Below are 26,711 nucleotides of genomic sequence, written 5' to 3'. Positions count from 1 at the left end.
CGTCACGAATGTTGGGGGTTTTGGGGAGAGGCAGGCGTGCTTTCCGGCTCGGGTTTGGGGGTGGCTGGGTCTGAGGGAGACGGTTCAGAGGTTGGGCTGCCCGACGAGACAGCCACCATGGCGTGGCGAATCACCAAGTCCCCCAGCTTGTAGCCCGGTTGATATTCGACGGCCACCACATCTTCGGGGTACTCGCTGCTGGGCTGGCGGGCTATGGCCTCGTGCAGGTTAGGATCGAAGGGCTGGCCTACCGATTTCATGCGGGATACGCCCATCTTTTTCAAGCATTCCACCAGCAAGCGATAGACGCTTTGGTAGCTGTTGTGCACCTCCCGCTCGCGGTCGGTCTCCAGCTTTAACTGCTGCTGCGCCCGCTCAAAGCTATCCACCACAGGCAGGATCTCCAGCACAAATTTCTGCCGTTCTTTTTGGCTGAACTCCTCTTTTTCCCGCTGGGTACGCCGTCGGTAGTTCTCAAAATCGGCATAGAGGCGGATGTAGGACTCTTCCTTCTCTTTCAGTTGCTGGCGCGTTATTTCCAACTCCTGCTGGAGCTGCTTTAAGGTTTCGCTGAGATCCTGAGAAGCCTCAGCGCTGGCTTCGCCAGAGGAGGTGCTGGCTTCCGCTTCACGGTCTTCCAAAATCAGCTTCTCCAGCTCTGCTTCTACGTCGATTTCCTCTTCCTGGAGTTCAGGATAGGCATCTTCTGTGGGCATCGGTTGCTTTTCTTCAGCAGTCATGGGTTATGTCGACAAGCGTGATTAAGGAGCAGTAACGTCGGGTGCCGACAGTTTGGCAGTCTCAAAACCAGCGTCGCAATCAGCCAAACTGGGCTCTGTGCTGATCGTATTCTACCGACTCCTCTGCCAGCCAGTTGAGATCCCTAGTTGTTCTAGCCTACCAGCAGGCTGTCCTGGAGCTGGCCCAAGCTCTGGGGAAAGTAGATCTCGGCCAAGTTGGGAATGAGGTGCCAGTTGTGGCGGTAGATGGGCTGGATGGGGGAATGGGTGTGAATGTGGCGGGCGAGAAAGTCGCGGATGCTGTCGGCGGAGATCCAGAGGGTTTGGGCTTCTTGGAACATACTGTAGCCCCCCCCACCGCCGGCGCGGTAGTGGTTGATGGCCAGGCGAAAGGTCTGATCCGGCTGCACCGGCTGGCCGCGAAATTGTAGGGTCACCAAGCGCTCGCCTACAGGGCGGGTGAGATCGAAGCAGTAGTCGATGCCGTGGTAGAGGTCGAAGGTGTAGCCGCGGGCTTCGGGGGCGACGACAGAGGCGGGATCTGCCGGGAGATGCTCGGGATCCAACTGGCGAAAATAGCCAGCGGTTTGCTCGAGGGCGCGTCGCAAGATGTCGCCGGTGATCTCCAAGACGCAGAGGGTGTTGTCGTAAACGGTGAGGCTGTAGGCGTCTTGCAGAAAGATGGGGCCCGCTGCCAGGCCGGCACTGCTGCAGATGTTGACCAGGGAGAGCTCCGCCGAAAGGCCGGCCTCCCGTACCGCCTGCAGTTGGGCCTGATGGAGCAGCTCTGCTAGGGGGTTGGCCCCAAAACGGGCTGCCAGCCCGCCGCGATAGGCACAACGGGCCTGCCCAATGGGCTGGCGGATGTAGCGCAAGGTGGCCTGGTGGTAGGGCTCTGTCAGGGCCAGGAGTTCGGGATCGGCAGGGATCCCTTCCGCAGCCAGCAACTGGGCAGTTTTCCCGACAACTTGCCAGCGTCCGCCGTGGCGCTCCAGCTCCAAAGACACGTGGGAAAGGTGGCTGCCCCAGTAGCCGGGCTGCACCACCAGGGCCTTGGCCCCCCCCAGGCCGGCAATGGTCTGATGGGTGTGGCCGGAGAGGATGACGTCGATGCCCTCGAGCTCGGCCAGGGCCAGCAGCTCGTTTTCCCCCACCAAGCTTTTGTTGCTGGCCCAGCCGCGGCGATCCGGGCTGCGCCAGCCCTCAGGGCTGCGCAGGGGAGGCAGTTGGCTGGAACCGCTGTGCAGGATCAGCACCAACACGTCCACCTGGGGCCGTAGCAGCGACAGGTAGTGCTGGGCAGTTTCCAGCAGGGGGGCAAAGCGCAGCCCCGCAATGTAGTCGGGCCGCTCCCAGGTGTCGATGCGGGGGGTGGTCAGCCCCAGCAGGCCGACGCGGATCCCGGCCTCTTCTCGGATGAGGTAAGGGCGAAACAGCGGATCCCCGTTGTGGCGGAGAATATTGGCGCACAGGGTGGGACAGCGGAGATCGGCGGTGAAATCCTGCAGCACCTGCAGCCCAAAGTTAAAGTCGTGGTTGCCGGGGGTAAAGGCGTCGTAGCCGAGGGCGTTGAGGGCGTGGGCCATGGGATGGGGGGAGACCCGCTCCACCTGGGCATAGTAGGTGCCCAAGGGGGATCCCTGGATCGTGTCGCCGCTGTCGATGAGCAACACTGGATCCTCGCTGGCTGCTCGCACACGCTTGATCAGGGTGGCCAGCTTGGCCAAGCCATGTTCTGCAGGGATCCCGGCGAAGTAGTTCCAGGGATGCAGGTTGGCGTGGAGATCGGAAGTGTGGAGAATTGTTAACCGCATTCCAATATCGTAACTGAAGCAAAAGCCGCAATCCAAGCTCCCGTTTTCTGGGGAAGGGGGCCGTCACCTCAGCAAAAACAGCACCTGCACGCAGCCCACCAAAAAACCCAACAGCCCCCCCAAGTTGACGATGGCCTGCAGTTCCTGGCGCACAATTTGCTGAATGGCCTGCTCCAGCTCAGCAGGGGAGGTGGCGTTGACTTTGTCGGCAATCACCTGATCTAAGTTCAACACGGGGATCACCTGCATCATCAGCGATTCCAGATCCCGCTCTAGGTAGCGCTCCAGGATCAAAGCCAGGTCGGCGCTGATCTGATCGATGGAGGCGATCAGCGCCTTGGAGTTGCGCAGGCGACCCAACACCAGGCTGGCCACTTTTTCCCAATCGATGCTCTCCCCCAGCCCCTTGATAACCTCTGGCCCTTGGCTGCGCAGGTAATCTTGGATCCCATCGCGCAGGGCACGGCGCAACTGACGTACGGCGGAAACCGGCAGGTTTTGCAGGGAGAGGTTCTGCAGGATCTCGGTCAGGCGGCGGGGGGCGTTGATGTCTTTGAGCAGATCTTCCAAGATGGCCTCTGCCCCTTCCGGCTCCTCCAGGCAATAGGTGCGCAGGCGCAGCAGGGCGTTTTTGAGGCCAAACAAGTTGGCCACCAGCCAGTAGGAGCCGGTGGCCCGCTCGCGAAATTCTTCATCCAAAGCTTCGATGTTGCGATCGGTGAGAAAATCCACCAGGTTCTGCCGCAACACCTTGGGGGGCAGCGCCTGCTTCAGGATCCACTCCGAAAGCTGCCGGGCTTGCTCGGCGTTGAGGCGCAGCTCTAGCAGCACCTGGTCGAACAGTTGGTTAATCGGCCCCTCCAAAAAAGTCTCCTGGCGGGCGAGCACCTTCACCAGGCGGGGCAACGACTCGTTGAACAGATCGGCCAAGATGCGCGCCAGCACCTGAGCGGTTTGCTGCTGTTGCTCGGGGTTTTGCAGCCGATCCAGCGCCACCCCCAGCAGCCAGCGGATCCCTGCCTGCATGCGCTCAGTTCGCAGCAGCTTGCGGGCCAGATTGTGCAGCTCCTCTGGCGTGAGCAGGGATCCCATGATGGTCTTGGCAATCTGCTTGGCCAGGCGGGGCTGGTTCTGCGGGATCAGGCCGGGCGTGAAGGGGATGCGCCAGCCGAAAATCCGATAGGCCCGGTAGGGCCGGAAGAGCATCTTGATGGCGATGTCGTTGGTGAAATAGCCGATCACCAGCCCGGCCAGGGGGGGCACGACGTAGATCCAAAGGGCCATGGAGCAAACTTGGGGGGATCTTCTCTACTCTACCGACCCGCTCCTGCTCGCTTCTTGTCAAGGCTATTGGATGATCAGGCTCTCGCTCAGTTCCAGTTCCACCAGGGCGTTGGGCTGCAGCGTCACCACCCGGTCGATGTTGGTACTACCTGCAGCAGCACCCGCCAGGCCGCCGGCCAGGATGGGCAAAAAGCCCCATCCCCCTGTGAGCACCCCCAAGGCCAACCCGCCCGCCGCCCCATAGCCCGCCCCACGGGCGACGGTGGTGCCCACATCGGCGTTGCGATCCAACCCAACCGGGAGCAGTGCAGACTGGCCTCTAATGAGATAGGTAGAAGGGCCGATGGTGAGGCGGTTGGCCACAAAGCGGTTGCCGAGGATCTGTTTCCGCAGGTCGGCATTGTCTTCGCCACGACTGAGGGGATCCCTGGGCCTGTAAACCGGCTCAAAGGTGCCCCACACCACACTCCCTGGCGGGATCACCACCTGGCCAAAGCGATCCAGCACTGGCTCGGAGACTTCCAGGTTGGCGCTGATGGCCTGGTAGGGCTGGAAGGTGATGGGTCGGTAGACCGTAAGAGGAATACGGGTGCCGGCAGGCAGCTCGCCCCGCGCGGCCCCAGCCAGGTTCCCCCCTGGGCTGAGGTCGGGCCGCCGTTGATAGGAGTAGGCTTCGCCTGGCGGAGCTGGTCCACCTGGGGCCGCTTGAACGGGCACCACCGGAATTGGGGCCGGGCTCGGATCCCCCGGTGGGGGGAGGGGATCCCCCGTGAGGGGCATTTGCGGCACCTGAGGCACAGGCGGCAGGGCTTGCGGAGCCGTGGAGCCGGGCGGGTTGCTGAGCAGAGGCAGGGTAGGGACGGGATTTGGCTGAGGGGCTTGGGGCGTGAACTCGAACTGCTGGGCAGTGATGGGAGCGACCGCCGCAGCCCACAACACCCCACTCACCAGCCACCCAAAGCCAACCCTTTGCCACGACGGCAAAAACGGCTGCAACGCTGAGCTCATGGATCCCGTCCAGTCACAACTGGCAGTAGCTTAGCATCCTGACCAGCTCGTGCCCACTAGATGTAGTATCTAGGGGCAACCCATTGGCCTTTAAAACACCACTAAAGCCTGTTCATGGGATCCCTCTTGCCTAAGAAGGGCTGGGAGAGGGAGAAGGCAAAGGCTCCACTACAGGCTCTGGGGTGGGGGTAGGCGTTGCTGTTGCGGTCGGAGTCGCTTCCGGTGTGGGCGTGGGTGTGGGAGTCGGCGTGGGTGTTGGAGTGGGTGTGGGTGTTGGAGTAGGGGTGGGTGTTGGAGTAGGGGTGGGTGTTGGAGTAGGGGTGGGCGTTGGAGTGGGTGTGGGCTGGGCGGCCTGCACCTGGAAAGACCACTGCTGGATGGCGGTGTTGCCGCTGGTATCGGCAATTTGGACGGCAATCAAGGTCGGTCGATCGGTGGGCAGCGGCTCGGCTGGGGTGTAGGCGAAGCCGGTGCGGCTGAGCTGAGCTTGGGCGGTAACGTCCACGTTGTTCACCAGCAGGGTAAAGCTATTGAGGTCGATTCCCTGGTCATCTTGAAAGCGAGCGGAGATGGATGGGCGCGGGTTGTCGGTCACCGCTCCGTTGGGCGGCGCCAGGTCGCTGATGGTGGGGAAGGTGGTGTCGGTCACCCGACCGATGCTGATGGTTTTGTCCGGCAATCGCACCAGGGTCACCAGCCCATTCCGCTCCAGACGGGCAAATACTGGCGCTTCCGAGGCCCGGTCTTGGCTGCGGAAGGTGTAGCTGCCCTCGTATTGGCCGGGGCGGGTTTCCTGCAGGGGCAGGTTGTAGGCAATGCCGGGAATGGAGAAAGACGCCTGCGCCCCTGGCGATCCCAGCAAATACACCGTCAAGGTATCTCCCGGCTTGACGGATCCCAGCTCCTCGCGGGCAAAGAAAGTTCTCACCTCTGGGGCGGCGGGCAGCGTTTCCACCAGCGGCTCCACGGGGATATCCGGCGTGGCCAGGGGCTCAGGCGTGGGGGGGACCTGAGCCAGAAGCTCGGTGCGGATCCCTGGCCCGGGGATGGCAGCTCCCACAGGCGGGTCTAGGCTGGGCACCCGGCCCACCTTGGCCAGCGCTTGGTAGGTGAGAGCCGCCACTTCCCCCCGCGTGGCCACCGCCTGGGCATTCAGTCGGGTGGGATCAGGGTAGAGCACCAACAGACCTTCTTGAACTGCTGTCGCGATGGGGGCGCGGGCAAAATTGGGAACCAAATTGGCATCGGTAAAGCCGGACAGAATGGCTTCAATTTGACCGGGATCCTCGAGGAGCCTGCCGTTGGTGGCGGCGCGGGTCAGAACGGTGATGGCCTGGGCGCGGGTGAGGACATCGTTGGGACGGAAGGTGCCGTCGGGAAAGCCGGAAACCAACCCCGCTGCTGCCGCCGCGCCGATGGAGGGAGCTGCCCAACTGGGAATGGGATCGGCAAAGGGGCGCACAGGGACGTTGGTATCTAGCCCAAAAGCTTTGGTGACGATAACGGCAAACTGGGCCCGCGTAATCGACTCGTTGGGGCGAAAGGTGCCGTCTGGGAAGCCGCCGATGATCTGCCGCTCATTGAGCCCGGCGATGTACTGGGCGCCCCAGTAGGTGCTGATATCGGAAAGTTGCGCCCAAACGGGATCCGCAACCAGCAACAAACTGCCCCAGCTCGCTATCACGGCTGCCGCCTTCCAACTTTGCCAAAGAGAAAACCCACGCATCCCCTACAACTCCTCGCTACCTGCTAGAAAGGCTCTAAGAAAAGACATCGGCCCAAACAATCAACAATCGAAGAAGAGCCGGATGGAGTTACCCACTCCGTAACCCTAGACGAAAAAATCTCCTGAAAAGTTCTATCGGTTTCCGAAGTTTCACGGGGCGGGATTGGGGTAGCGCTGGTGCACCGCCTCAATTTCTGCCAGGATCGCAGGCGACAGCTCCACCTCGAGGCAACTGAGGTTTTCCTTGAGCTGGGCCAGGTTGGTGGCCCCGATGATGGTGCTGGTGACAAACCAACGGCTGCGCACAAAGGCCAAAGCCAACTGGGCAGGGGTCAGGCCGTGCTGGCGGGCAATGCGCACGTAGGCAGCCACGGCCTCTTCCACATTGGGCTTGCGGTAGCGCTGGCCAAAGCCCTCGAACAGGGCCAAACGGGATCCCGGCGGCTTGGCGCCCCCCAGGTATTTGCCCGTCAGCAGCCCAAAGGCCAGGGGGCTGTAGGCCAGCAGCCCTACCTGTTCGTGGCGACAGACCTCCGCCAGCCCCATCTCAAAGGTGCGGTTGAGGAGGCTATAGGCGTTTTGAATCGAGACTACCCTGGGCAAGCCCAACTGCTCGGCCACGTGGCAGAACTCGCAGACTCCCCAAGGGGTTTCGTTGCTCAGGCCGATGTAGCGCACCAGGCCCTCCTGCACCAGTTCCGCCAGACCCTGCAGTTGCTCGGCAATGGGAACCGTGGGCCGCTCTTGAGAGGGATCGTAGGCCACACCCCCAAACAGGGGCACATAGCGATCCGGCCAGTGGATTTGGTAGAGGTCGATGTAGTCGGTTTTCAGGCGCTTGAGGCTGCCGGCCACCGCCTGTTTGAGGTTGTTGCGGCTAATCGAGAGAGACCCGCCGCGGATCCAGTGCCAGGGCCGCCCCGGGCCGGTGATCTTGGTGGCGATGACAAGGCGCTCCCGCGGCTGGTGCTGCAGCCACTCGCCGATGTAGCGTTCTGTGGCTCCCTGGGTTTCCGCCCGCGCCGGCACCGGGTACATCTCCGCCGTATCGATGAAGTTGATCCCGTGTTCTACTGCGTAATCGAGCTGTTCCCAAGCCTCAGTCTGGGTATTCTGCTCACCAAACGTCATGGTGCCGAGGCAGATCTCCGAAACCTGCAGAGGACTGTGGCCAAGCTGGCGGTAGCGCATGGGAACTTGCCGTCTCCAACCCTAAACAGCACACCAGTCCCCATTGTGCCCAAAACTTGCCAGCCCCTGGGATCCCTGCCCCTACTCTTGCTGCAGCACAGGCATGTACTCGCGGTAGATCTGGTTTAGGATTTCCAGGCCAATGCGGGTGCGACTGTCGGGGGGACGCAGCTCGATGGCTGCCCTTACTTGCAAGATGGTGCCCACCGGATAGGGCGAGCGCAGCTCCTCCCGCTTGCCCAAAAACACATCCGTGAAGTAGTCGATCAGCCGCCGTACCTGCGCCATGTCCTTGCGGGAGATCTCCATATCCAAAACGGTGGCCAATTTGGCTCGCATGGCTTGAAAGCTCTGTTGGCTGGTGTTGAGGGCCACCCGCTTGGCCAGGCTGTCTACCACAATTTGGCTGATCTTCTCCACATTTTGAGTCACGATCTCGCGGTGGCGGCCAGCAAAGCGCAGTTGCACTTCATCTAAAAATCGTTCGCGCTCCAGGATTTGGATGCCCTGCTGCTCTAGATCCACTCCGTAGCTTTGCAACTGCTTGTACTGATTCAAAACCCATTGGTTGTAGAACGAATCGGCCAAAACCCGCCAATAGCCAATGATCGTCGCCTCGGCAAAGGGGATGCTCAGCAAATAGGCCTCGCTGGTAATCTGGTGCAAATGTTCGGTCAGCTTGTCCCGCTCTTTTTCGTCCAAGTGGGAAGTGCGGGGCACCCAGACGGCTCCGTACTCGCTTTTCACCTCCACCGGCAGGGATGTGAGGAGAGTGTCGAAAAATTGATGGAGGCTGAAAAGGAGAAACTTATTGGGATCCTGCAGGCGGTTGAGCAGCTCTTGTTTTTTCTCTTCTTGATATTGGGCTACCAGCTGCTGGGCCTCGGCGGCCTGGCTGCGCGCTGCCTCCACATCTTGCCGCAGCTTTTCGATCTCTTCTGCGCTCGGCACCTCGCCAGCAGCAGGCTCCCCCTCTCCACTGAAATAGCTGCCGCGCGGCCCTGGATCCCCAAGGCTTGCCAGCGGTTCGTCGCTGTCGTTGTCCAGCGTCAGCAGGTGAGAAAGAGCCTGCAGCCGAGCCCGTCGATTGGAAGAGTAGAGGGATCCCACTTCCACCGGATCCCGACTTTTCCAACCGTCCAGTCCACCGATGCGATAGAGCGTGTAAAAATACTTGCTGAGCAGAATTGCCAACAGATGCTTGTTTTTGACCTCGTTGTACTCCAGGTAGGCCCGCAGACACAGTTGGAAAGCGATGTTGGGCAAGCTGCGACACACCCCTATGATGTGGGAGTACACCCTTTGCAGGTGCGGCCGAAAGCGGCGTGGGATCGCCTCGGGCCGCAGGCCGCGCAACAAGAACTCCGGCTGGCGTAGATCTTGAGGGGTGAAGTAAAAACTTTCTTGCCAAAGCAGCTCGTCCAGGTCGCGGGCAAAAATCGGCTTCAACTGATCGATGATCTGCTCGACAACCGCTTCGTTAAAAACCGGTATGATTTTTTCAATACGCAGTTCCTCGTAAATAGAATGCAGCCGCTTGCTGCGAAAGTCTTCGATCGAGATCAGCCCCTTCATGGTTCCAATCCGACCGTCGCTCAGCAGGAACTTATAGACAACTTCAGCAGTGGCGCCTGGGGAGAGAACGGGAGTTCCGGTCAAGTCGGGGCAAATTTGCAGGGGGCGCAGCAAGCGGCTGGTTTCACTGATGCTAAAGCAACTCCAAGCTGCCGGGTTGAGCACCACCGACGACAGGCCGGCCAGCAATTGCTTCTCGTCCAGATCCTCCAGCCGGATTTCTCCCCTGGGAGCTTGGCGGGGTGCCGCGGCTGAAGCCGCCTGCGAATCCCGAACGGACGGAGGAGATAACGGTAGAGGAGACGCGCTCATGCAGCCAAGGCCGTTTAACCTCAAAGTTCACTCTAGACCGGCAAAGGATGGATAAGATGTGATCCGTATCTCTTTGTCCAATGGAAGTCTCTAAAGCAGAATCTGCCCAAAAACCCCCCCGCTGTTATCTATTCCCACCAGTATCTTGAAACGGTCAGCTTTTGGGTAGCGTGCAACCACGGTTTTAGGGATCCACTAAGGGATACGCAACTTTAGCTCTGGGGGATGAGGTTGCTGAGGCTTTTCCGCTAACCGCCCTCCAAGCCGGTTTTTCTGCCGCAACTCCTGGGCTAGGATAAACGGTCTGCCTACCAGTACGGGCTAGAGTTGCGTTTTAATTCGGGTTGATTCGGGATTGAGGTGCAGTGGTCATGACGGCCATTTTGATTGTGGACGACGATCCCACGATTCGGCTGGTGTTGAAGCGATCCCTGGAGCGGCAGGGCTACACCGTCGAGATGGCCAGCGGTGGCTTGGAAGGGCTGGAGAAAGCTCATCTCCTAACCCCGGGGCTGATTATCTGTGACTGGATGATGCCGGATATGGATGGGCTGGAGGTCTGCCGGCGCATCAAGGCGGATCCCAAGTTTTCCACCACCTTCTTTATTTTGCTTACCGCTCGCACCGAAGTCGAAGACCGCATCCAGGGCCTGGATGCCGGGGCAGATGAGTTCCTCAGCAAGCCCATCGATCCCAATGAATTGCGGGCGCGGGTGCGGGCTGGGCTGCGCTTGCACCAGCTCAGCTATGACCTGCAGCAGCAAACGGCCCGACTGCGGGCGGAGTTGGCCGAAGCAGCCAGCTATGTGCGTTCGCTTTTGCCCAAGCCGGCCGACTTCCCACCTCACCAAATAGCGATTGAGTGGTGCTTTTTGCCCTCCCAGGAGCTGGGGGGGGATTCGTTTAACTACCACTGGCTAGACGAGGATCACCTGGCCATCTACCTGCTAGATGTGTCAGGGCACGGGGTGGGATCCGCGTTGTTGTCGGTGTCGGTGATGAACCAGTTGCGTTCCCAGAGCCTGCCCGATACAGACCTGCGGCAGCCGGATGCGGTGTTGCGCGCCCTCAACCAATCCTTCCCAATGGGATCCCACCATGAAATGTACTTCACCCTTTGGTATGGGGTCTATCAGCCGGGATCTCGCTTGCTTTCTTTTGCCAGCGCTGGCCACCCCCCCGCTCTGTTGGTTGCGCAATCAGACCCCATCCCCCTAGAGCTGAAGACCCCCAATTTGCCGATTGGCATTTTGCCCGATCAGGACTTTGCTAGGGACGAAGTCCGGATCCCGGCCAACAGTTGTCTCTACGTGTTCAGCGACGGGGTTTACGAAGTGTCCAGCTCGGAAGGGATCTGGGGGATAGAGAACTGGAAGTCCTTCCTAAGCAAGCATGCCTGCGTTGGCCTCGATCACGTTCTGCAGCACATTCAGTCTTTCCGCGGCAAGGCCGATCTTGAGGATGATTTTTCTCTGCTCCGTATTAGCTTTGGCTAGTGCAAGCCCGCTCAAGCTGAGCCGGGGGCTGCTCTCCGAAGCTCCTCCCACTGGCTAGGGGTAAAGGTACGGAGGGCTAGGGCGTGGAGACGGCCATCCTGAAGGTAGGGCTTCAAGGCCTCGTTCACCAGCCGGTGCTGTTTGATGAGGGGGAGGCCTTGGAATTGCTCAGCTACGACGACAGCCTGAAAATGGTTGCCATCGCCAACTGTATCTTCTACCTGCACCTTGGCTCCGGGCAGGGCAGCCTGTATCAACGCCTCGATTTCCCGCGGATCCATGCACCGTCTTCCTAGCTTCGGCTCAAGACAACTTAGAGAAGCTCTCCCAATGCCTGCAGATGTTGAGTTCCTATAGCGGGGACTGGATTTGAACCAGTGACCTTCGGGTTATGAGCCCGACGAGCTACCAGGCTGCTCTACCCCGCGGCGCTTTTCTAGCCTAGCTTGTCCTCCGGCTAACCGGCAAGCCTACACCTTGAGTTTCGCCGGGCATTCTCTTCGGGGATCCCCGTCGCACCTGGATGAGCTGGGCGGTGATGCTGATGGCAATCTCGGCGGGGGTTTCGGCGTGGATCTCCAGACCGATGGGGGCAAAGAGCCGAGTAAACTACCCGACTCCGACCGCTAAAGCGGTACGGAGCGGGCTTTCAGTAGCCCTGAGCCTGCTCTGCTCTACCAGAGAACAAAACAGGCCCGAACCTCTAGGCTGGTTTACGACAGCCCCCAAAAGCGCAATCACATTCGCACCATTCAAATCCGCATCCCCTTCCCATCCACAGTGTCCACACTTAAACTTCTTTCCACTGCGGTAGGATTGCGCAGGGTCGGGATGAATGTGCAAACACCGGTGGCAGGTCTGCGACGTGTAGGCAGGCGGAACAAGAATCAGAGCAACCCCCGCACGCAGAGCCTTGTACTCCAAAAATTGACGGAGTTGATAAAACGCCCAACTATTTGCCCGCCTACGCTCTGTCTTGCTGCGTGGCTGTTGATTGACTCTTTTCCGGATCCCTGTCAGGTCTTCCAGAGCAATAGCGCTGTTTGTCGCCTTTGCCCTAGAGACAATAGCTTTGGAGATGCGATGATTGACCCACGCCTGAAAGCGCCTCTCCTTGCCAGACAGCCGTTGCAACAGTTCTCTGCATCTGCGCCGCGAACTGCGGGTGCCCTTACTGGCTTTGCGTTGAAGTACCGCCCTCAACCGCGAGTGATGGTCTCGGACTTTGTTCAACTGCTGTCCATTCCAGTTATCTCCTTCCGATGTATGAGCAATATCCGTCCTGCCCAAATCCACCCCCAGCACTCTATCCGTGCGTTGCGGTGGGGATGGCTCCGCTTCCACACAGATTTGAATGGAGTAGGAACCGTCTTTGCGCTTGACCAGAGTGGCAGATTTGGGATTGGAGCCTGCCAACTGTTCTCTCTGGTAGCGGCCAATCGCCAGCTCAAAGCGCTCCCGACCCTCCACCGTGGTCAGCGACACCGTCCAGTCTTTCTCGCGCAACGAAAAGATACGGGCATCGTAGGTCGCAAAGCCTCTCTTGAACGCTTTGACGGGGCGGTTTTTCTGTTGGGCAACTTTACGGGCACCGGCCAGCCGTCTGCAGACTTGCTGAGCCAAGTTACTGGACAAGCCAAACCGAGCGCGAATCTGGTAATAGCAAAGGGACTGGAGTTTGACTGCGTTGACTACTTTTTCTGGTGTGTTTTGGTTGACCCAGTTCAACGCCTGCACAAAGGCATCCATTGTCGCATCCAACTTTGCGGCTTGCGACTGGGACACCTTGAGCTTGCAGGAGACGGTCAGGACTTGGGTCATGGTTCTATCATAACTTCCGCATTCCTCCCGACACTGACCCTACGGGTACAGTGCGGGGCTCCTGCGATTTCTAGCTGAAGGCGGTCTCCGGGATCCCTTCCTGGGCCAGGGACAGGCCGCAGTGGCCCGCTCCGACGATCAGCAGGGTGGGGGAAGGGAGGAGGGGCTCGACCCAGGATCCCGCGAGGAGCTGTGGGCGGGATGGCAGGGGGGCAAAGTGCTCCGCACCGCTGTCGCTAAGGCTGAGGTAGGGGAACCCCTGAGGATGGAGGGGAGTGATCAGCCAAGCCCTTTGCCCTTGGGTCAGAGCCTGGAGGATCTGGGCCACCAACGTTTGGGCAAGGGATCCCTGCCATCGCTGTAGCCAAATGTGCATCCGTCCCCCGCAAACGCCCAAGGGAGGGCTGTTGAGATCGAGGGAAACCGGCATCCCAGCCGGCGAGGACTCCCCATCGCCATCGCCAACGGGAACAGCGGTCTGCAAAAGGGTTTGCGCTCGGGCAATGACTTCCGCTTCGGCAGCCCCACCGCCAACAGTGCCCAACAGGGTGCCATCGGATCCCACAGCCAGTTTCGCCCCCGCCTGGCGAGGCACAGATCCCTGGGTGCGGATCACGGTGGCTACCACCAGCGGCCCGCGGGAGAGCATGACTCTAGTCAATAATAAGCTCAACTATACTGAAAATAATGTATAATATGTTCAGTACGGATTACTACCAGTTGATCTTTCTGTTTACTTTCGAGTCTGCCAACATGGTAGCCAAAGCAAAGCAGAAAATTGGTAGTAAGACGACACGGAAACTGCGCTTTGGGTATTCTACTCAAAGCTTTGCGGGATACCGCCATTCTGTTTGGACTCCGTCCCGCTAACGCGAATGGAAACAAACAGAATGCTATCGCTGCATAGTTGAACAGTGATGTTCAGCAGTGTTCAGCGTAAATGTATCAGCATGTCTGCCAACTGTCGGTAAAAGGTCTCGTCCACCTCAGCCTCGGTTATGCCTACGGCACCCTAGCGGGAACGGTCAGGGACTCAATGATCAAGAAAGCCCCTCTAGGATGGCCTGATGGAAGGCAACCCGGAAAGCCTGGAATCCGTTCTCCTGCCGACCGTGGTAGACGGCGTTGGTGAGCAGCGTCACCACCAGCTCCCGCTCTGGATCGATCCACAGGGAGGGTCCGGTGAAGCCGGTGTGGCCGAAGGCGCTGGGGCTGAACGGGTAGCTGCTGGCCAAGGGATCCGGGGAGCGCAAGGCAAACCCCAAACCCCGGCGCTCGTGACAGCGGTGGGCATCCCCTTGCTGAGGCAACTGCTCGCGGGTCATTTCCCTCACCGTCTGCGGCTGCAACAGGGATCCCGTCAAAAAACTCTCTCCGAAAGCGGCTACTTCCTCTGCCGTGGCGAATAGTCCGGCATGGCCGGCGATCCCGCCCAGGCGGGCGGCATTTTCGTCGTGAACCTGCCCCTGTAGGCGGCGCTTTCGCCAAGGACACAGCTCGGTGGGGGCACAAGAGACAGAGACAGGGGGTGGGTCGAAAGGATCCCCTGGATAAAACTGAGTTTGGCTCAGGCCCAGAGGCTGCAAGATCCGGGCATGCAAGATCTGATCCAGAGGGGTTCCGCTCAGACGTTCCAAAGCCAGCCCCAGCAGGATCAATCCAAGATCGCTGTAGACTCTGCGGGATCCCGGCCTGTAGGCCAAAAAGGTGTGCAGGGCCATGTGCCGGGCCGATTCGGCATCGGGCTGTCGAAACAGGGGCCGCCAGGCGGGCAAACCGGCGGTGTGGGCCAGCAACTGCCGCACCGTCACCTGTTCTGTTGCAACAAGCTGGCCTAAGGATTCCGGTTCCACAGCAATCCATTTCCCCGGCTGCAGAGGATCTTCATAGGGGGCAATGGGGCGGGATCCCTGAAACTCCGGCAACAGGAGACTCACCGGTTGATCCAGCAGCAACGCTCCGGCTTCCACCAGGGCCATGCAGGCGGTGGCGGTGTACAGCTTGGTCAGCGAGGCCAGGTCAAAACGGGTGGCCGAGGTTGTCGGTTGGCGCCGGGTCTCAGGGTCGAGATAACCTGCCGCCCTTGAGTAGATACACCTTCCCTTGTGGCGGATGACCACCTGGGCAGCGGGGAAAAGGTGGGGAATGGCGGAGTTGAGCAGCCCCTCCAGCAAGGTCGGATCCCAGCCCATCTGCCTCCTCTCCTCCCGGCTTGAGGATCCCCAGTCCAACAAACAACTTGTAACGGTGTTTACAAAAGCCTACCGCTTCCCCAGCTAGGATGCCACCACGGCAGGCTACATCATCAAGGGATCCCGAGTGCGGCTGGAGTTGTTGCAAGCCTTTTTGAACGTGGTGGAAACGGGCAGCTTTTTGGCCGCTGCTCGCCTCAGCGGTCTGACCCAATCGGCCATTAGCCGCCAGATCCAGGCCCTGGAAGAAGCGGTGGGGGCTCCGCTGTTGCATCGCAAAAGCCCGGTGGCCCTAACTGTGGCCGGGGAACGGCTTTTGCCCCATGCCCGTCGCATCTGTCAAGAATGGCAGCGGGCTCAGGAAAGCATTCGAGAATGGCTGCAGGGCCAGCAAACCGAGCTCTGCATTGCCGGGATCCATTCCCTGATCGCCCATCAACTGCCGCCGGTGCTGCAACAGTTTTGCCGGGAGTACCCAGAGGTGCAGTTGCGGGTTACCGCTCTGGGCAGCGACCGCGCCTTGAAGGTGCTCAGGGATGGGCTGGTGGACGTGGCCCTGGTAATGGAGAATCCCCTGATGACCCGGGGGGCAGAACTGGTGGTGGAGCCACTGTACTCGGAGCCAATTCAAGTATTGATGCCCGCCACCCATCCCCTCAGCCGCTACGAGCGGATCCCCTGGAAGGTGCTGGCGGAGTATCCCCAGGCTGTGTTCAAGGATGGCTATGCCATGCGCTCCTTGGTGGGATCCCATCTGGCCCGGCAGGGGCTTCCCCTGAAAGCAGCCCTGGAACTGAACACCTTGGATGCCTTTCGGGGGGTGGTGCGACAGGGGCAGTTGATTGCCCTCCTGCCGGAGTCGGCCCTGGTGGACTGCTGCGCCGATCCGGATTTGCAGGTGCGACCCACCGAGCCCCCCCTATTGAGGCGACAGGTGGTTATGGTTACCACCAGCGATCGCTATCGGATCCCTCCCATTCGCCGGTTTTTGCAGTTGGCCGCCCAGCTTATCAGGCAGTCTGAGGTTGAGCCTGCTTCCGGTACAGATCCCCATTTCCCTCAGCCCTCTGCCGGGCTGTTGTCAGTTCTGTAGGGATTTTTTGTAGAAATTTCTGTAAGTTGTCAAATACCTGTATCGGTAGTTGCAAGTGTTCCGCCGTTATCTCCCCCTACTTGGGTAGCCCAGCGCTCCCGACCGCCGATGCTATGAGCCAAGAGTTTCGCGAGCTGTTGAAAAAAATCGGCAGCGGCACCCACACCCACCAGGATCTCAGCCGGGCAGAGGCCGCCAGCGCTGCTCGAATGCTCCTGCGGGGGGAAGCCACTCCCGCCCAGATCGGGGCTTTTTTAATTGCCCACCGCATCAAGCGCCCCACTGCCGAGGAGCTGGCCGGTATGTTGGATGCCTACGCAGAAGACGGCCCTCTTCTGCCCCAACGGGATTTGCCCCATCCCTTGATCATCTTTGGCCATCCCTACGATGGCCGCTCGCGGACTGCACCGCTGGGGGTGCTGGTGGCTTTGCTGCTGGCGGCGGCAGGGTCAGCCGTTTTGCTGCATGGCTCTGGCTTCTGTCCCACCAAGTATGGGCTGCCCTTGGAAGCGGTGTGGCGGAGCTTGGGGGTGGATTGGCGGGGGCTATCCCTGGAGCGGGTGGGGCAACTGCTGGAACAAACCGGGCTGGGATTTTTGTATTTGCCCACCTGTTTTCCCCAGGCTCAGGCCCTGATGGACTACCGGGATCAAATCGGCAAGCGCCCCCCCTTGGCCACCTTGGAGCTGGTCTGGACACCCTACCAAGGCCCCTTTCACCTGGTGGCCGGCTATGTGCATCCTCCCACCGAGGCCACGATGCTGGAGCTGTTTGCCCTGCGGGAGATCCGGCAATTTACCACCGTCAAAGGTTTGGAAGGCAGTTGCGACCTGCCGCGGGAACGGGCGGCCATTCTCAACCAGGGCGGGAAACGGCTGCTCTTGAAGGCTCGCGATTGTCACTTGGCAGGCCCGGAGATTCCCCTCTCCGGTGAGAAAGAGCTGCTCCAACAGATGCAGCAGGTGCTCAGCGGGGATCCCTGTGAACTCACCCCAGCCGTTCTCTGGAATGGGGGCAGCTATCTGTGGCTCCTCGGCCACGCTCCATCCTTGCCAGAAGGGATCCAACAGGCGGAAGACCTGCTCCGCTCCGGACGGGTGATGGAGAAGCTGAAACAACTGATCCAGGTGATTGACCTCTCCTAGGACTGGCATCCCCTGTTTTGATGGCTGGAGTCAAGCTCTCCAGCCCAGGAAAGAAAGCCCCCCGGCCAGCTCCAGGGGGCGAGAAGCCGAAGGTTGGATCCTTTAGGGCAACAGCTCCTCGATGGCCTCCTCCTTGGTGTTGGTGCGGCGGGAGAGGGTGCGGCGGTCGAAGGTCATGTGGATCTCCCGGTTTTGCTCGCCGTCGGCAGCCACAGCAAAGATGGGGAAGTCGATGTTGCCATCCGGGAAAGCCATGTGGAAGCGGAAGGTGCCATCGGGGTTGAGCTGGATCTTGCGCCCGCCGATGGTGACGGTGGCATCGGGCTCCGTGGCCCCATAGACAATCAGCTCGGCATCGGCCACCAGCCAGAACTTGCGGGAGCGCCGCGGCAGGACTTCGGAAGCGCCGGAGAACAGCCCTAGTCCCGACCCGGAAGCCATCCAGGGAGCAGCAGGCACTTCGGCCATGGCCATAGCCATTCCCATCATGCCCACGCCCGACGGGATAATAAACGAGCTGATGGCCTGCTCGGGCACCAGTTGACGGCTGCCCATCTGGTGGCTGCCAAACAGGGATCCCGCCACCCGCATCGCCTCGAAGCCGCCCACCATCTCCAGGAAGGGATCCGCCGTCCTCTGCCGCTGCGGCTCGTCGCCTTTGTAGGCCACCACGCCCATGCCGGTGGCGCTGCGCTTGTAGGGCTCGGTGAGCTGGTAGAGGGTGCGGCCCTGGAGGGGCATGTCAAAGGGCACCGTCAGGAAGTGCTCTTCAAACCAGTCGGAGGGGAAGACCGGCGGCACCATCACCGCCGCCGAGCGGGCCAACATCAGCCAGCGGCCATCTGCGGTCCGGTAGCCGATCTCCACCAAATAGGAGCGGTCGCTCACCGGGATCGGCAAGTACCACTCGCGGGCCAGCTCGTCACAGGGGTACTCCTGCATGCTGTGGGCCGGCTGGCGTTCGAAATCGATATCGGTTACGTCGTAGAGGCGCAGCGCCAACTGCTGCCCTCCCTCGCGGCGCTTGCTTTCTTTAGCCTCGTTGGGCACATCCCAATAGGCGTAGGCCCACTGGGGATCCCGCGGCAGCAAAACGATGCGGCTTTCGCCATAGCCATCCGGCAAATCCCCCAGCGGCTTGTCCACATCGACCAGATCGGGATTGCTACGCCCTGGGCCGACAAACTTGGTGCCAGTCACCGCTTCTTGGCCGCTCGGCTCCGGCATTGTATCGGCGGGGCGGCCAGCTTTGGCCTGGGCCTCCCGGACAGCCTGGATGAGCTGATCCTTGGTCATGCGGCTGTACTTGGGGATCTGGTAGCGGGCAGCTTCTTCTCGCAACTGCCGGATGGTCATCTCTTCCAACGGGATCCGCTCTTGTGGCATGGTCGGGGTCTCCTGTCCTCAACAGATCGGGCTTGTGCGCACACTCCACTGGCTAACCCAAAGGCCGATCCCAGCTTGTGGCTAAGGGCAACCCCTGGCCCACTGGGGTAACAGCCTGCTTGGCGTTTTCCAACCGCTGATGACCATAGGTCGGGATCAACGGGGATCAAAGGAATGATGAACTTATGTTCACGTATTTTTGCCTATTGGTCAAGAGCTTGGGGATCGCTGGGGATCAAAGCCTCGTTTTCCCCGCCATCTCGAGTCAGGGATCCCCAAAATGGGCTTGCGGCCCGCCCTTGCCGGCGGATGGGCGGCCAAGCATCAGCCGCTGCTCTCCAGTCCAAAAGAGGACTGCGCGGGATCCCCTGCCGCACCGGCCTTGCCTGGGTAGCATGGGGGAAGGGTGAGCCGCAGGTTATCAGGCCAAGAGGTGTGGGCATGAGGTGGTGGAAAGATAGGACTCACGGTGCAGGGATGCGAGCGATCTGGGCAGCGCTGGGGATCCTGGTCTGGCCGGGGGAAGCTGTTGAAGCGCAAACCCTGTTTCCTCCCCTCTACCGCCTCCAGGGGGGATCCCCTGCCCCAGCGGTTGAGAAACAACCCCTCCCGGAAGAAACGCCTTGGCGTCCGGTCACTCCCGACCAGGTAGAAAACGTAGAGTCGGCGTTTCCTGTCGAGGACGCAGGGTCGGAAGGGCCGATTTTCGATCTGGACTTGTTGCGGCAGTTGGGCACCAGCCCCGGCGGCGGCTCTGGCTCTGGACAGGGAGACGTGATCGGGCCCGGCAGCGGCCAGAGCGGGGTGCGCGGCTCCAGCCCTGGCTCAGGGATGGGCCCAGGGGGTGGAACTGGCCTAGAGGCGGGATCCCGGCGGCGAGAGCCCCAGGTAACTGGGTTAATTGTCGATGCGCGGGGCCTGGACTTTTTGCCCAGCCAGTCGATGCGCCTTTTGGATCCCGACGGCAACCCAGTTTACCCGCCTATCAACCTTGGCCAAGACCTCAACGCCGCCTTTGTGGGCAGCGAGGGCACCGCCGCCTACACCACCTCGGAAGAGCAGGCCCGCTCGCTGGTCAACCGGATTGGAGAACGGCCCCACCGCCTTCGCGCCATGCGCACGCTGGGTTACGACCTGGTGATCTCCGCCGAAGACGCCTTCAACCTGCGCCAGATGAACGCCAGCAGCGGCTTTCTGGATCGCTTTGCCGTGGTGGTCATCTGGGATGGCAGCCAAGCCAGCCGGCCTTAAAGTCTGGCCCAGGGATCCCGGCGCTGGCCGCGAAGGGGATCTGGGGATGCTAGCCTAGCAAACGTGCTCCGCACCGCCGACGCAAACGGCTTTTTTTGGGGATCCCAACCCTATGCAACGGTTTGCCAACCAGCCTCTGCGGGAACGGCCCCACCTAGCGGTATTTTCTTCCAGCAAGGTGGGCAACTTCGTGGTCACCGTCCCCCTCTTGCGCGGCCTCAAGGAGAAATACCCCGGCTGTGTCCTGGATTTTTTCGGCAGCGAGACCACCCGCGACTTTGAGCTCCACTGTCCCTATATCGACTTCAGCTTCCCCCTCTACAGCCGCCGCCCCGATTACCTCGAGGCCCTGACGGCGGCAGTGCGGGATCGGGTGGCCCAGGCCGGGCCCTACGATCTGGCCATCAACTGCGACGAGTTCAGCGAGCTCAACCTGGTGGCGGTGACGGCCCTGCGACCCCGGTACATTGCCGGGGCCGGCTTGACCCTGGATTTTCGCCGCAAGTTGGATCCCGGCTCCGACCCGGTGCAGCGCATGCTCCAGGACGACGACTGGAACAGCCTGGCGTTTTTGCAGCGCTACAAAGATATCCTCACTAGCAACTACATCGCCGAGATCTTCTGCCGCCTGGCTTACGTAGAGACCGACTTTTTCCGCCTGGAGCTGCCCAGCCGGGATCCCGACTTTGCAGTACCGGAAGTCTTGGTGCACATCACCACCACCCGCCGTGCCAAGATGTGGCCCTTGCAGTACTGGCGCCAGGTGATCGAATGGTGCCAGGGGCAGGGCTTGCAGGTGGGGCTCATTGGCAGCGCCCCCGAGCTACAGCGATCCCTCTACCACGGCGACGGCGAAGACCAACTCCTGATCCAGACGGGGATGATCGACCTGCGGGGCAAGACCGGCCTCCTCGAGTTGGCCGGGGCCCTGAAGCGGGCGCGGGTTTGTATTTCCGTGGACGCGGGGCCGATGCACATTGCGGCGGCCGTGGGCTGCCCCACCATTGCCCTGTTTGGCAACGACGCCGATGGCGATGGAGCTAGCCCCGTGCGGCTGTGGGCTCCACGCCTGCCCCATGTTTACGTTACCCAGACTTCCTATAAATGCCGGATCTGCGCAGAAAACAAGTTCAAAAACGAAGCCTGCCTGGTGGAAGGCCACCCCTGCATGGCCCACCTCAAGCCAGAGACAGTGATTGCCTACCTCCGACAGATCCTGAAGAAGACCTAGACCTTCCAGCCCGTCTCTCCCCTCACCCCCAGCCCCTCTCCCTCTGGGAGAGGGGAGCTGTGGAGCGAGGGAACAACTTGTTCATGGCTATTTGAGATGGCCATAGCTCCCAGGGATCCCCGCCCCGCCGATCAGATGGGCCAGTGGACGGCAGGGAGTGCCCAGAAGCGCAGCCGGATCCCTAGGAGCCTGGTTAAGCTGAGAGCCCGAGGCTGAAAACTCTGTGCCTAAACCATTTGGGTGTGAGCTGTGACTTTGGGGACGGGGTATCGCCACCAGGTGGATCACCTTGCCGAGCGGAGAAACAAGAGGGCTTGGCAAGGGGTTGCCCTGAAGCTGCTGGCCACCTTCTGCTTTGCCTGCCTGGGGGCGATCATCCGCCTCAACACGCCTGCCCTGCACCCTTTTGAGATTGTGTTTTTGCGCAACCTATTCGGGTTTCTTGCCCTGGTACCGCTGCTTTTGCGAGCAGGGATCCACTCGCTGCGCACCGCCAAGATGAGCTTCTACCTCCTGCGCTCGGCAATCAGCACGGTGGGGATGCTGCTTTCCTTCTGGGCGGCCAGCCTGTTGCCTTTGGCAGAGGCCACGGCGCTGAGCTTTGTCCAGCTTTTGTTTGCCGGCATGATGGCGGTCTGGGTATTGGGCGAACAGATGCGCCCCTCCCGCTGGCTGGGGTTGGGCCTGGGGTTTGTCGGGGCTTTGGTGGTGTTGAGGCCGGGCTTGCGGGAGTTCTCTTTGGGAACGGGGCTGGCCTTGGCGGCGGCAGCGCTCTTTGCCTGGGTAACCATTGTGCTCAAGATCCTCGCCCGCACCGAGTCCAGCCTCACGATCACGGCCTACATGGGCCTGTTGCAGACCCCCCTTTCCTTCTTGGCTGCCGTTTGGGTTTGGACCTGGCCTTCGCCGGAGCAGTGGCTGTGGATGGCAGCGATGGGGCTGTTGGGCAGCCTGGGCCAGGTGGCCCTCACCCAAGCCTACAAGCTGGCTGAGGTGACGATGCTGCTGCCTCTGGATTTTTCCCGCTTGCTCTGGGCCAGTCTAATCGGTTTCTGGGCATTTGCCGAGCTCCCAGATGGGTGGACCTGGCTGGGCGGAGCCCTGATCTTGGCAGGCGCCACCTCCGGGGCCTACGGCGAGGCGCGGCGGCGGGTGAGGAAAACTCAGGCCCGTACCGGCAAAGTTTAAGGTGGCAGAGGCTGGCGGGCCTAAAGCCGCAGCAAGGCGGGGCTGGAGCTGGTCAGGTCGGTGGTGGTAAGAGCCACCAGCAGGGCTTCCGGGCTGACGGGGAAGGGCAGGTGGTGGATATCGGAGCCTGGCTGGCAGGCCACCTGGGCTGCTTGCAGCAGCTCGGCGGATCCCAGGTGGTCGAGGTGGAGATCCCGCAAGTTGAGGGGCAGCCCCACCTGGCGGTAGAACGCCAGCAACTGGGTGCGGGCGGCCAGCGCCAACTGGCTTCCCTGCAGGATCTCCTCTAGGCGGAGCTGGGCCAAAATGCCAAAGGCCACTTTCTCCCCGTGCAGGGTGGCCCGGTGTCCCGGCAAATGGGTTAGGCCGTTGTGAACGGCGTGGGCGGCCACGGTGCGACACTTAGCCCCTCCCATGCCGCCGACGATCCCCGCCAGGCAAATGCAGGCATCCACCACCTGCTTCCAAGCCGTGCCACCCGGCTCCCGCAGGGCCGCCACCGATTGTTGCAAGAGCAAATCCCGCAAAACGCGGGCCTGCTGCACAGCTCCGATCACCAGGGCATCTTCCGAGGCGCCGCTGCTGACAGAAGACTCGTACCACTTGGCCAAGGCATCTCCAATCCCGGCCACCAGGGTGCGCGCCGGGGCCTGCAGGATGAGCTCATAGTCCAGAATCAAAGCGGCAGGTGCCCGATCCAAAGCCACATCCCGCTGAAAGGCACCTGTGTCAGAGTAGATGTTGGACAGGGCGCTCCAGGCGGCACAGGTGGCGGCGGAGGTGGGCACCGTCGCCACCGGGATCCCCAAGCGATGGGCCACCAACTTGGCCGTGTCTAGGGCCTTGCCGCCCCCCACCCCTACAATGCCGGTTACGGACTCTGCCGTGGCCAGGGCCTGTAGGCGAGCCAGCTCCGACTCGCTGCAGTCGACACCATAGGTGCTCCAGTAAACCTGAACGGCGGGATCCCGCCCCAGATTGCGCTTCAGGGGCAGCTCGGCCACGGCCAGGGAGCGCTCCCCCCCGATCACCAACACGCGGGATCCCAGAGCTGTCAGGGGGACAGCCTCGAGGATGCCGCTGCCGCGGTATAGCCGGCCTGGGGCCGGAATGGCCAGGTCGAATTCACAAGTTCTCAGCATTTCAAAGAGGGGCGATAGGGTCAGCCCAGTGTCCATATATATAGATACAGACTACGATTCTAGCCGCAAGTTCTGCCTTTCCCATCTAGGGTGTAGCTACAGGCAAGCCTCGCTTGCTTGGAACGGGTTGGGATCCCTGGCAGGGGAGGGTCAGCTAGCACAAATCTTTGCCAGCAGTCAACTGCAAATGGTGGTAACCCCCAGACAAATTGGGTAGTATGCGTCTAGCAGTGGCGCAGAGGGCAGGGCGTGTTCGGCTTTCTTGGTGGCTCCAAAACTCAAACCATGCTTGGGGTAGATATCAATCCCGAGCGCCTTGCTGTTGCCCAAGTCAAGAAGCAGGGCAATGGTCGCTATCGTCTGGTTCACTACCACAGCGTGGAAATGCCAGAGGGGGCAGTGATCGAGGGGCGCATTCTTGATCCGAGCACAGTTGGCTTGACATTGGCCAACTTACTAAACGAATACAAGGTGCCCACCAGCTTGCCAGTGGCGACCGCGGTGCCGGTGCGAGAGGCGATCGTCCGTCTCATTCGCCTGCCTGCTGACCTGCCTGCCGATGAGTTGCGGCGGGTGGTTCTAGAACAGGAGGCGGAGCTCTACATCCCCTACCCCCGGGATCAGGCGGATGTGGACTACCAGCCCCTGGGCCTAGACCTTTCCCAGGATGGCATTGAGCGCATCGAGGTGCTGCTAGCAGCCATCCCCAAAGAGGTGGTGGACAATTACCTGGCCGTGCTGCAGGCGGCCAACTTGAAGGCGCGCTGTGTGGAGCTGGCCAGCTTCTCCCTCATTCGCACCATCCGTGACCAACTCATCCAGTACAGCCCCCAAGAGGCGGTGTTGCTCAGCTCCATCGGCTACGACAGCAGCGAGATCAGCATCTTGGTCAACGGCATCCCGCAGTTTACCCGCACCGTCAACATCGGCACCATTCACATGCGGCAGGTGCTAGCCCAGGCCCTGAATTTGCCGGTTAGCCGCACCGGCGACCTGTTGCGAACTCTAAGGTTACCCTTGATCAACCCCGCCGATGTTTTGGCCACGGGAGAGCAACCGGTTCCCAGTAACCCGGGCGTGGCAGCCGTGGCGCGGGTCGTTTCCGATTTGGCGGACGAGCTGAGGCGCTCCATTGATTTCTTTACCAGCGCAGAGAGTAACTCCCCTGTGGTGAAGGTATTGTTGGCTGGGCCGGGGGCGGCTATTGGCCAAATGGATGGTTTCTTGTCGCAGTCGCTGAGCCTGGCCGTAGAGTTAGCGGATCCCTTCGGCAGCATCCTGATACCGGATTCAATCGAGGTGCCCTTGGAGGAGCGACCGGCGATGGGAGTGGCCCTGGGGCTGGCCATGCGGGAAGCCAGCAAGTAGTCTTCGGGATCCGCCCAAGAGGATCCCCTAAGCGCAATACCCAACCATGAGCGAGGCGGTGAGATGTACACACCAGAGATCAACTTTCTGAAAGAAAGACCGGAGGTTCCCACCACAGTTCAGACAGGGGGAGTGGTGGCTGGCCCGGAAACTGCCGCCGGAGCTGAGAGCTGGGCTTTGGCCATTGGTCTGGGGGTTGCCGTGGCTGCTGTGGCCATGGGGGCTTTCTTGTATTTCCAAGACAGCTTTTCCCGTCAGCGGAATACTCTGAGGGCAGAGCGAACCCGCCTCGACGGTGAACTCAGCACAGCCAATGCCGAGTTGACCCGACTCCAGGGCCTCAGCCAAGAACTGCAAACCATTCGCACCCAGACGGAAGGGTTTCGCTCTTTTCTCGGATCCGTCCAGCCCTGGTCGGCCATTCTAGAAGAACTGCGGCGCAGGATCCCTGGGCAAGGGGTATGGATAACCAACATCAGCGCCTCTGGCGATACTGTGAACATCCAAGGCGGGGCGCTGGATTTTCCCTTGGTGAACGACTTTTTGCTCACTCTGCTGGATTCCAACTTCGTAACCAGTGCCGTTCTCAACAGTGCCTCTCGAGTGGAGGGCACCCCTGAAACTGAACCCAGCGTCACCTACGGCCTAACGGTTACTATTCGAACCATAGGGGATCCCGACCCGGAGTTGACCCGCGAGCTGGAGCAGCGGGGAGCGATAGGCTTGGTGGAAAAGATCCGCATTTTGCGTCAAGTGGAGGGGAACTGATGACCGGCTCGGTGGAAAGTTTTCACGACGAACAACTGGTGGCACCTCCGGCAGGGCCGCCGGTATTGTTGGGGGTCGAGCTGACCCCTATTCGCATTGGCCTGTTGATCGGGATCCTGGGCCTGGGCGCGGCGAGCTTTTTGGCCTTCACCCAACTCCGTCCTCTGATTAGAGAGGTGCAAGCCTTAGAAAGAGAGGTAGCCCAAAAAACCAGCCAGTTGCAGGAGGTACAGGGCCAGATTGCCGGCTTACAGGATCTGCCCAACCAAATCGAGAGGGCTCGCGTGCAGCAGCAACAGATCAGCGCCTTGCTCGCCACCCCCGAGAATGCCGACACGCAACTGATCGATCTCAACCGACTGGTGCGGGGACAACCCAATGCTCAGTTGCTCAGTTTCAGCCCTTCCCCTCTGACGCCAGCTTCCTCGAACAACCCAGAAGTGCCTGCCATCATCGCCCCAGCCATCCAACTGCAGACAACCCGCGTCACCCTGCGGGGTCCCTACACCGACATCATCAACCTCATGAGAGACATCGAGCGTTTTCGCGCTCTGTTCCGGGTGAGCAACATCTCTCTCAACCCTGGCCAAGGCACAGAGAACCTAGACGCCGCTTTCGATCTGGTTGCTTACTACTACAACAAAGGCGTTCCTCTCGGCACTGCTCCTGCACCTGAAGGGCAAACACCTCCTGAGGGAGGACAGCCAACACCCAGCCAGTAGCCCGGCTTGGCAAGGCCAATCTGTAGCCAATCTATACACTGCGTTTGAGTGTCGCTTCCCCACGGGATCCCACCTGAAGAGACTCGCTACTGGGATTGGAGGGGACGGGCGGGAAATGGGAACCATTGGGGAAAAGCACAGATAGTGTTGCCTATCGAAAAATTTCCCCTAAAGCGGCTGCAGGTAGTGGCAAAGCCGAAAATTTCGGCTTTGATTAGGGAAGCACTGGGTGAACCCGTGCTGAAGTAAAGCAGAAAC

At 60.7% G+C, this 26,711-nt stretch carries 24 protein-coding genes, 1 tRNA gene and 1 pseudogene; 10 read left to right on the top strand and 16 right to left on the bottom strand.

Annotated elements, in window-relative coordinates:
- Positions 1-2 precede the first annotated feature (2 nt).
- The 7 genes from grpE to SYN63AY4M2_RS02840 form a co-directional block, all read right to left on the bottom strand.
- A complete protein-coding gene (gene grpE, locus SYN63AY4M2_RS02870) occupies positions 3-740 on the bottom strand; it encodes a nucleotide exchange factor GrpE (RefSeq protein WP_228375447.1) in 738 nt (245 codons plus the stop codon).
- Positions 741-892: 152 nt separating this feature from the next.
- On the bottom strand, positions 893-2,554 hold the full coding sequence (locus SYN63AY4M2_RS02865; RefSeq protein WP_011429855.1) for a bifunctional UDP-sugar hydrolase/5'-nucleotidase: 1,662 nt from the start codon (positions 2,552-2,554) through the stop codon (positions 893-895).
- Between the two features lie 63 nt (positions 2,555-2,617).
- Positions 2,618-3,838 carry a DUF445 family protein gene (locus SYN63AY4M2_RS02860; RefSeq protein ID WP_011429856.1) on the bottom strand — a complete coding sequence of 407 codons (1,221 nt, stop codon included), beginning with the start codon at positions 3,836-3,838 and terminating at the stop codon, positions 2,618-2,620.
- Between the two features lie 63 nt (positions 3,839-3,901).
- Positions 3,902-4,846: a hypothetical protein gene (locus tag SYN63AY4M2_RS02855; protein WP_041438197.1), complete on the bottom strand. Its 945-nt coding sequence runs from the start codon at positions 4,844-4,846 to the stop codon at positions 3,902-3,904.
- Between the two features lie 130 nt (positions 4,847-4,976).
- Positions 4,977-6,572, bottom strand: coding sequence for an S-layer homology domain-containing protein (locus SYN63AY4M2_RS02850; protein WP_240530485.1), 1,596 nt, complete (start codon positions 6,570-6,572; stop codon positions 4,977-4,979).
- A 150-nt stretch (positions 6,573-6,722) separates the two neighbouring features.
- Entirely contained in the window at positions 6,723-7,763 is a 1,041-nt protein-coding gene (locus SYN63AY4M2_RS02845; RefSeq protein ID WP_011429859.1) for an NADP(H)-dependent aldo-keto reductase, read from the bottom strand.
- Positions 7,764-7,844: 81 nt separating this feature from the next.
- Positions 7,845-9,650 carry a hypothetical protein gene (locus SYN63AY4M2_RS02840; RefSeq protein ID WP_228375448.1) on the bottom strand — a complete coding sequence of 602 codons (1,806 nt, stop codon included), beginning with the start codon at positions 9,648-9,650 and terminating at the stop codon, positions 7,845-7,847.
- A 371-nt stretch (positions 9,651-10,021) separates the two neighbouring features.
- Here SYN63AY4M2_RS02840 and SYN63AY4M2_RS02835 point away from each other — a divergent pair, with 371 nt between their 5' ends.
- Positions 10,022-11,146: a SpoIIE family protein phosphatase gene (locus tag SYN63AY4M2_RS02835; RefSeq protein WP_011429861.1), complete on the top strand. Its 1,125-nt coding sequence runs from the start codon at positions 10,022-10,024 to the stop codon at positions 11,144-11,146.
- An 11-nt stretch (positions 11,147-11,157) separates the two neighbouring features.
- Here SYN63AY4M2_RS02835 and SYN63AY4M2_RS14070 read toward each other — a convergent pair whose 3' ends face one another.
- Positions 11,158-11,292: a BolA/IbaG family iron-sulfur metabolism protein gene (locus SYN63AY4M2_RS14070; protein ID WP_240527421.1), complete on the bottom strand. Its 135-nt coding sequence runs from the start codon at positions 11,290-11,292 to the stop codon at positions 11,158-11,160.
- On the opposite strand from SYN63AY4M2_RS14070, the gene SYN63AY4M2_RS14065 reads away from it, so the two are divergent.
- Positions 11,230-11,442: a hypothetical protein gene (locus SYN63AY4M2_RS14065; protein WP_240527422.1), complete on the top strand. Its 213-nt coding sequence runs from the start codon at positions 11,230-11,232 to the stop codon at positions 11,440-11,442. The two genes, SYN63AY4M2_RS14070 and SYN63AY4M2_RS14065, sit on opposite strands and share 63 nt — an antisense overlap.
- Positions 11,443-11,500: 58 nt before the next feature.
- Here the strand turns inward: SYN63AY4M2_RS14065 and SYN63AY4M2_RS02825 are convergent.
- The 5 genes and pseudogenes from SYN63AY4M2_RS02825 to SYN63AY4M2_RS02800 all read right to left on the bottom strand — a co-directional run bounded on the left by SYN63AY4M2_RS02825 (position 11,501) and on the right by SYN63AY4M2_RS02800 (position 15,159).
- Positions 11,501-11,574 (bottom strand) — tRNA-Met (locus tag SYN63AY4M2_RS02825).
- A gap of 13 nt (positions 11,575-11,587) precedes the next feature.
- Positions 11,588-11,740 (bottom strand): annotated as a pseudogene (locus tag SYN63AY4M2_RS14430) (hypothetical protein); the annotation flags it as partial.
- 15 nt (positions 11,741-11,755) lie between these two features.
- Positions 11,756-12,967, bottom strand: coding sequence for an RNA-guided endonuclease TnpB family protein (locus SYN63AY4M2_RS02815; RefSeq protein WP_011429863.1), 1,212 nt, complete (start codon positions 12,965-12,967; stop codon positions 11,756-11,758).
- A 70-nt stretch (positions 12,968-13,037) separates the two neighbouring features.
- Positions 13,038-13,616: an XdhC family protein gene (locus SYN63AY4M2_RS02810; protein ID WP_049749728.1), complete on the bottom strand. Its 579-nt coding sequence runs from the start codon at positions 13,614-13,616 to the stop codon at positions 13,038-13,040.
- A gap of 391 nt (positions 13,617-14,007) precedes the next feature.
- On the bottom strand, positions 14,008-15,159 hold the full coding sequence (locus SYN63AY4M2_RS02800) for a serine hydrolase domain-containing protein (protein ID WP_099887193.1): 1,152 nt from the start codon (positions 15,157-15,159) through the stop codon (positions 14,008-14,010).
- A gap of 127 nt (positions 15,160-15,286) precedes the next feature.
- Here SYN63AY4M2_RS02800 and SYN63AY4M2_RS02795 point away from each other — a divergent pair, with 127 nt between their 5' ends.
- Entirely contained in the window at positions 15,287-16,252 is a 966-nt protein-coding gene (locus SYN63AY4M2_RS02795; RefSeq protein ID WP_011431998.1) for a LysR family transcriptional regulator, read from the top strand.
- Between the two features lie 113 nt (positions 16,253-16,365).
- The gene (locus tag SYN63AY4M2_RS02790) at positions 16,366-17,397 is read left to right on the top strand and encodes an anthranilate phosphoribosyltransferase family protein (RefSeq protein ID WP_099887192.1); all 1,032 of its coding nucleotides are present in this window, start codon (positions 16,366-16,368) and stop codon (positions 17,395-17,397) included.
- Between the two features lie 102 nt (positions 17,398-17,499).
- On the opposite strand, the gene SYN63AY4M2_RS02785 is transcribed toward SYN63AY4M2_RS02790, so the two are convergent.
- Both SYN63AY4M2_RS02785 and SYN63AY4M2_RS13590 read right to left on the bottom strand, forming a co-directional pair.
- A complete protein-coding gene (locus SYN63AY4M2_RS02785) occupies positions 17,500-18,783 on the bottom strand; it encodes a DUF4912 domain-containing protein (protein ID WP_099812268.1) in 1,284 nt (427 codons plus the stop codon).
- Between the two features lie 203 nt (positions 18,784-18,986).
- A complete protein-coding gene (locus SYN63AY4M2_RS13590) occupies positions 18,987-19,226 on the bottom strand; it encodes a hypothetical protein (RefSeq protein ID WP_011429871.1) in 240 nt (79 codons plus the stop codon).
- 34 nt (positions 19,227-19,260) lie between these two features.
- Between SYN63AY4M2_RS13590 and SYN63AY4M2_RS02780 the strand changes: the two genes are divergently transcribed.
- The 3 genes from SYN63AY4M2_RS02780 (at position 19,261) to SYN63AY4M2_RS02770 (ending at position 22,453) form a co-directional block, all read left to right on the top strand.
- Positions 19,261-20,034 (top strand): hypothetical protein, encoded by a 774-nt coding sequence (locus SYN63AY4M2_RS02780; protein ID WP_228375449.1) that lies wholly within the window; start codon positions 19,261-19,263, stop codon positions 20,032-20,034.
- A gap of 112 nt (positions 20,035-20,146) precedes the next feature.
- The gene (locus SYN63AY4M2_RS02775; RefSeq protein WP_011429872.1) at positions 20,147-21,265 is read left to right on the top strand and encodes a glycosyltransferase family 9 protein; all 1,119 of its coding nucleotides are present in this window, start codon (positions 20,147-20,149) and stop codon (positions 21,263-21,265) included.
- A gap of 249 nt (positions 21,266-21,514) precedes the next feature.
- Positions 21,515-22,453, top strand: coding sequence for a DMT family transporter (locus tag SYN63AY4M2_RS02770; RefSeq protein ID WP_240530484.1), 939 nt, complete (start codon positions 21,515-21,517; stop codon positions 22,451-22,453).
- Positions 22,454-22,473: 20 nt separating this feature from the next.
- Here the strand turns inward: SYN63AY4M2_RS02770 and SYN63AY4M2_RS02765 are convergent, their stop codons facing one another.
- A complete protein-coding gene (locus SYN63AY4M2_RS02765) occupies positions 22,474-23,595 on the bottom strand; it encodes an iron-containing alcohol dehydrogenase family protein (protein ID WP_099813216.1) in 1,122 nt (373 codons plus the stop codon).
- Positions 23,596-23,880: 285 nt separating this feature from the next.
- Between SYN63AY4M2_RS02765 and pilM the strand changes: the two genes are divergently transcribed.
- From pilM to SYN63AY4M2_RS02750, 3 genes are all read left to right on the top strand, one after another.
- A complete protein-coding gene (pilM, locus tag SYN63AY4M2_RS02760) occupies positions 23,881-24,963 on the top strand; it encodes a type IV pilus assembly protein PilM (protein WP_240530483.1) in 1,083 nt (360 codons plus the stop codon).
- Positions 24,964-25,026: 63 nt separating this feature from the next.
- Positions 25,027-25,731, top strand: coding sequence for a PilN domain-containing protein (locus tag SYN63AY4M2_RS02755; protein ID WP_011429876.1), 705 nt, complete (start codon positions 25,027-25,029; stop codon positions 25,729-25,731).
- Positions 25,731-26,453 carry a hypothetical protein gene (locus SYN63AY4M2_RS02750; RefSeq protein WP_011429877.1) on the top strand — a complete coding sequence of 241 codons (723 nt, stop codon included), beginning with the start codon at positions 25,731-25,733 and terminating at the stop codon, positions 26,451-26,453. The genes SYN63AY4M2_RS02755 and SYN63AY4M2_RS02750 overlap by 1 nt, the downstream gene beginning before the upstream one ends.
- Positions 26,454-26,711: the final 258 nt, after the last annotated feature.

This window comes from Synechococcus sp. 63AY4M2 (genome assembly GCF_002760475.1).
Classification (GTDB): Bacteria; Cyanobacteriota; Cyanobacteriia; order Thermostichales; family Thermostichaceae; genus Thermostichus.
Note: the sequence above shows the minus strand (reverse complement) of the source record. Positions and strands in the feature narration are given on the sequence as shown.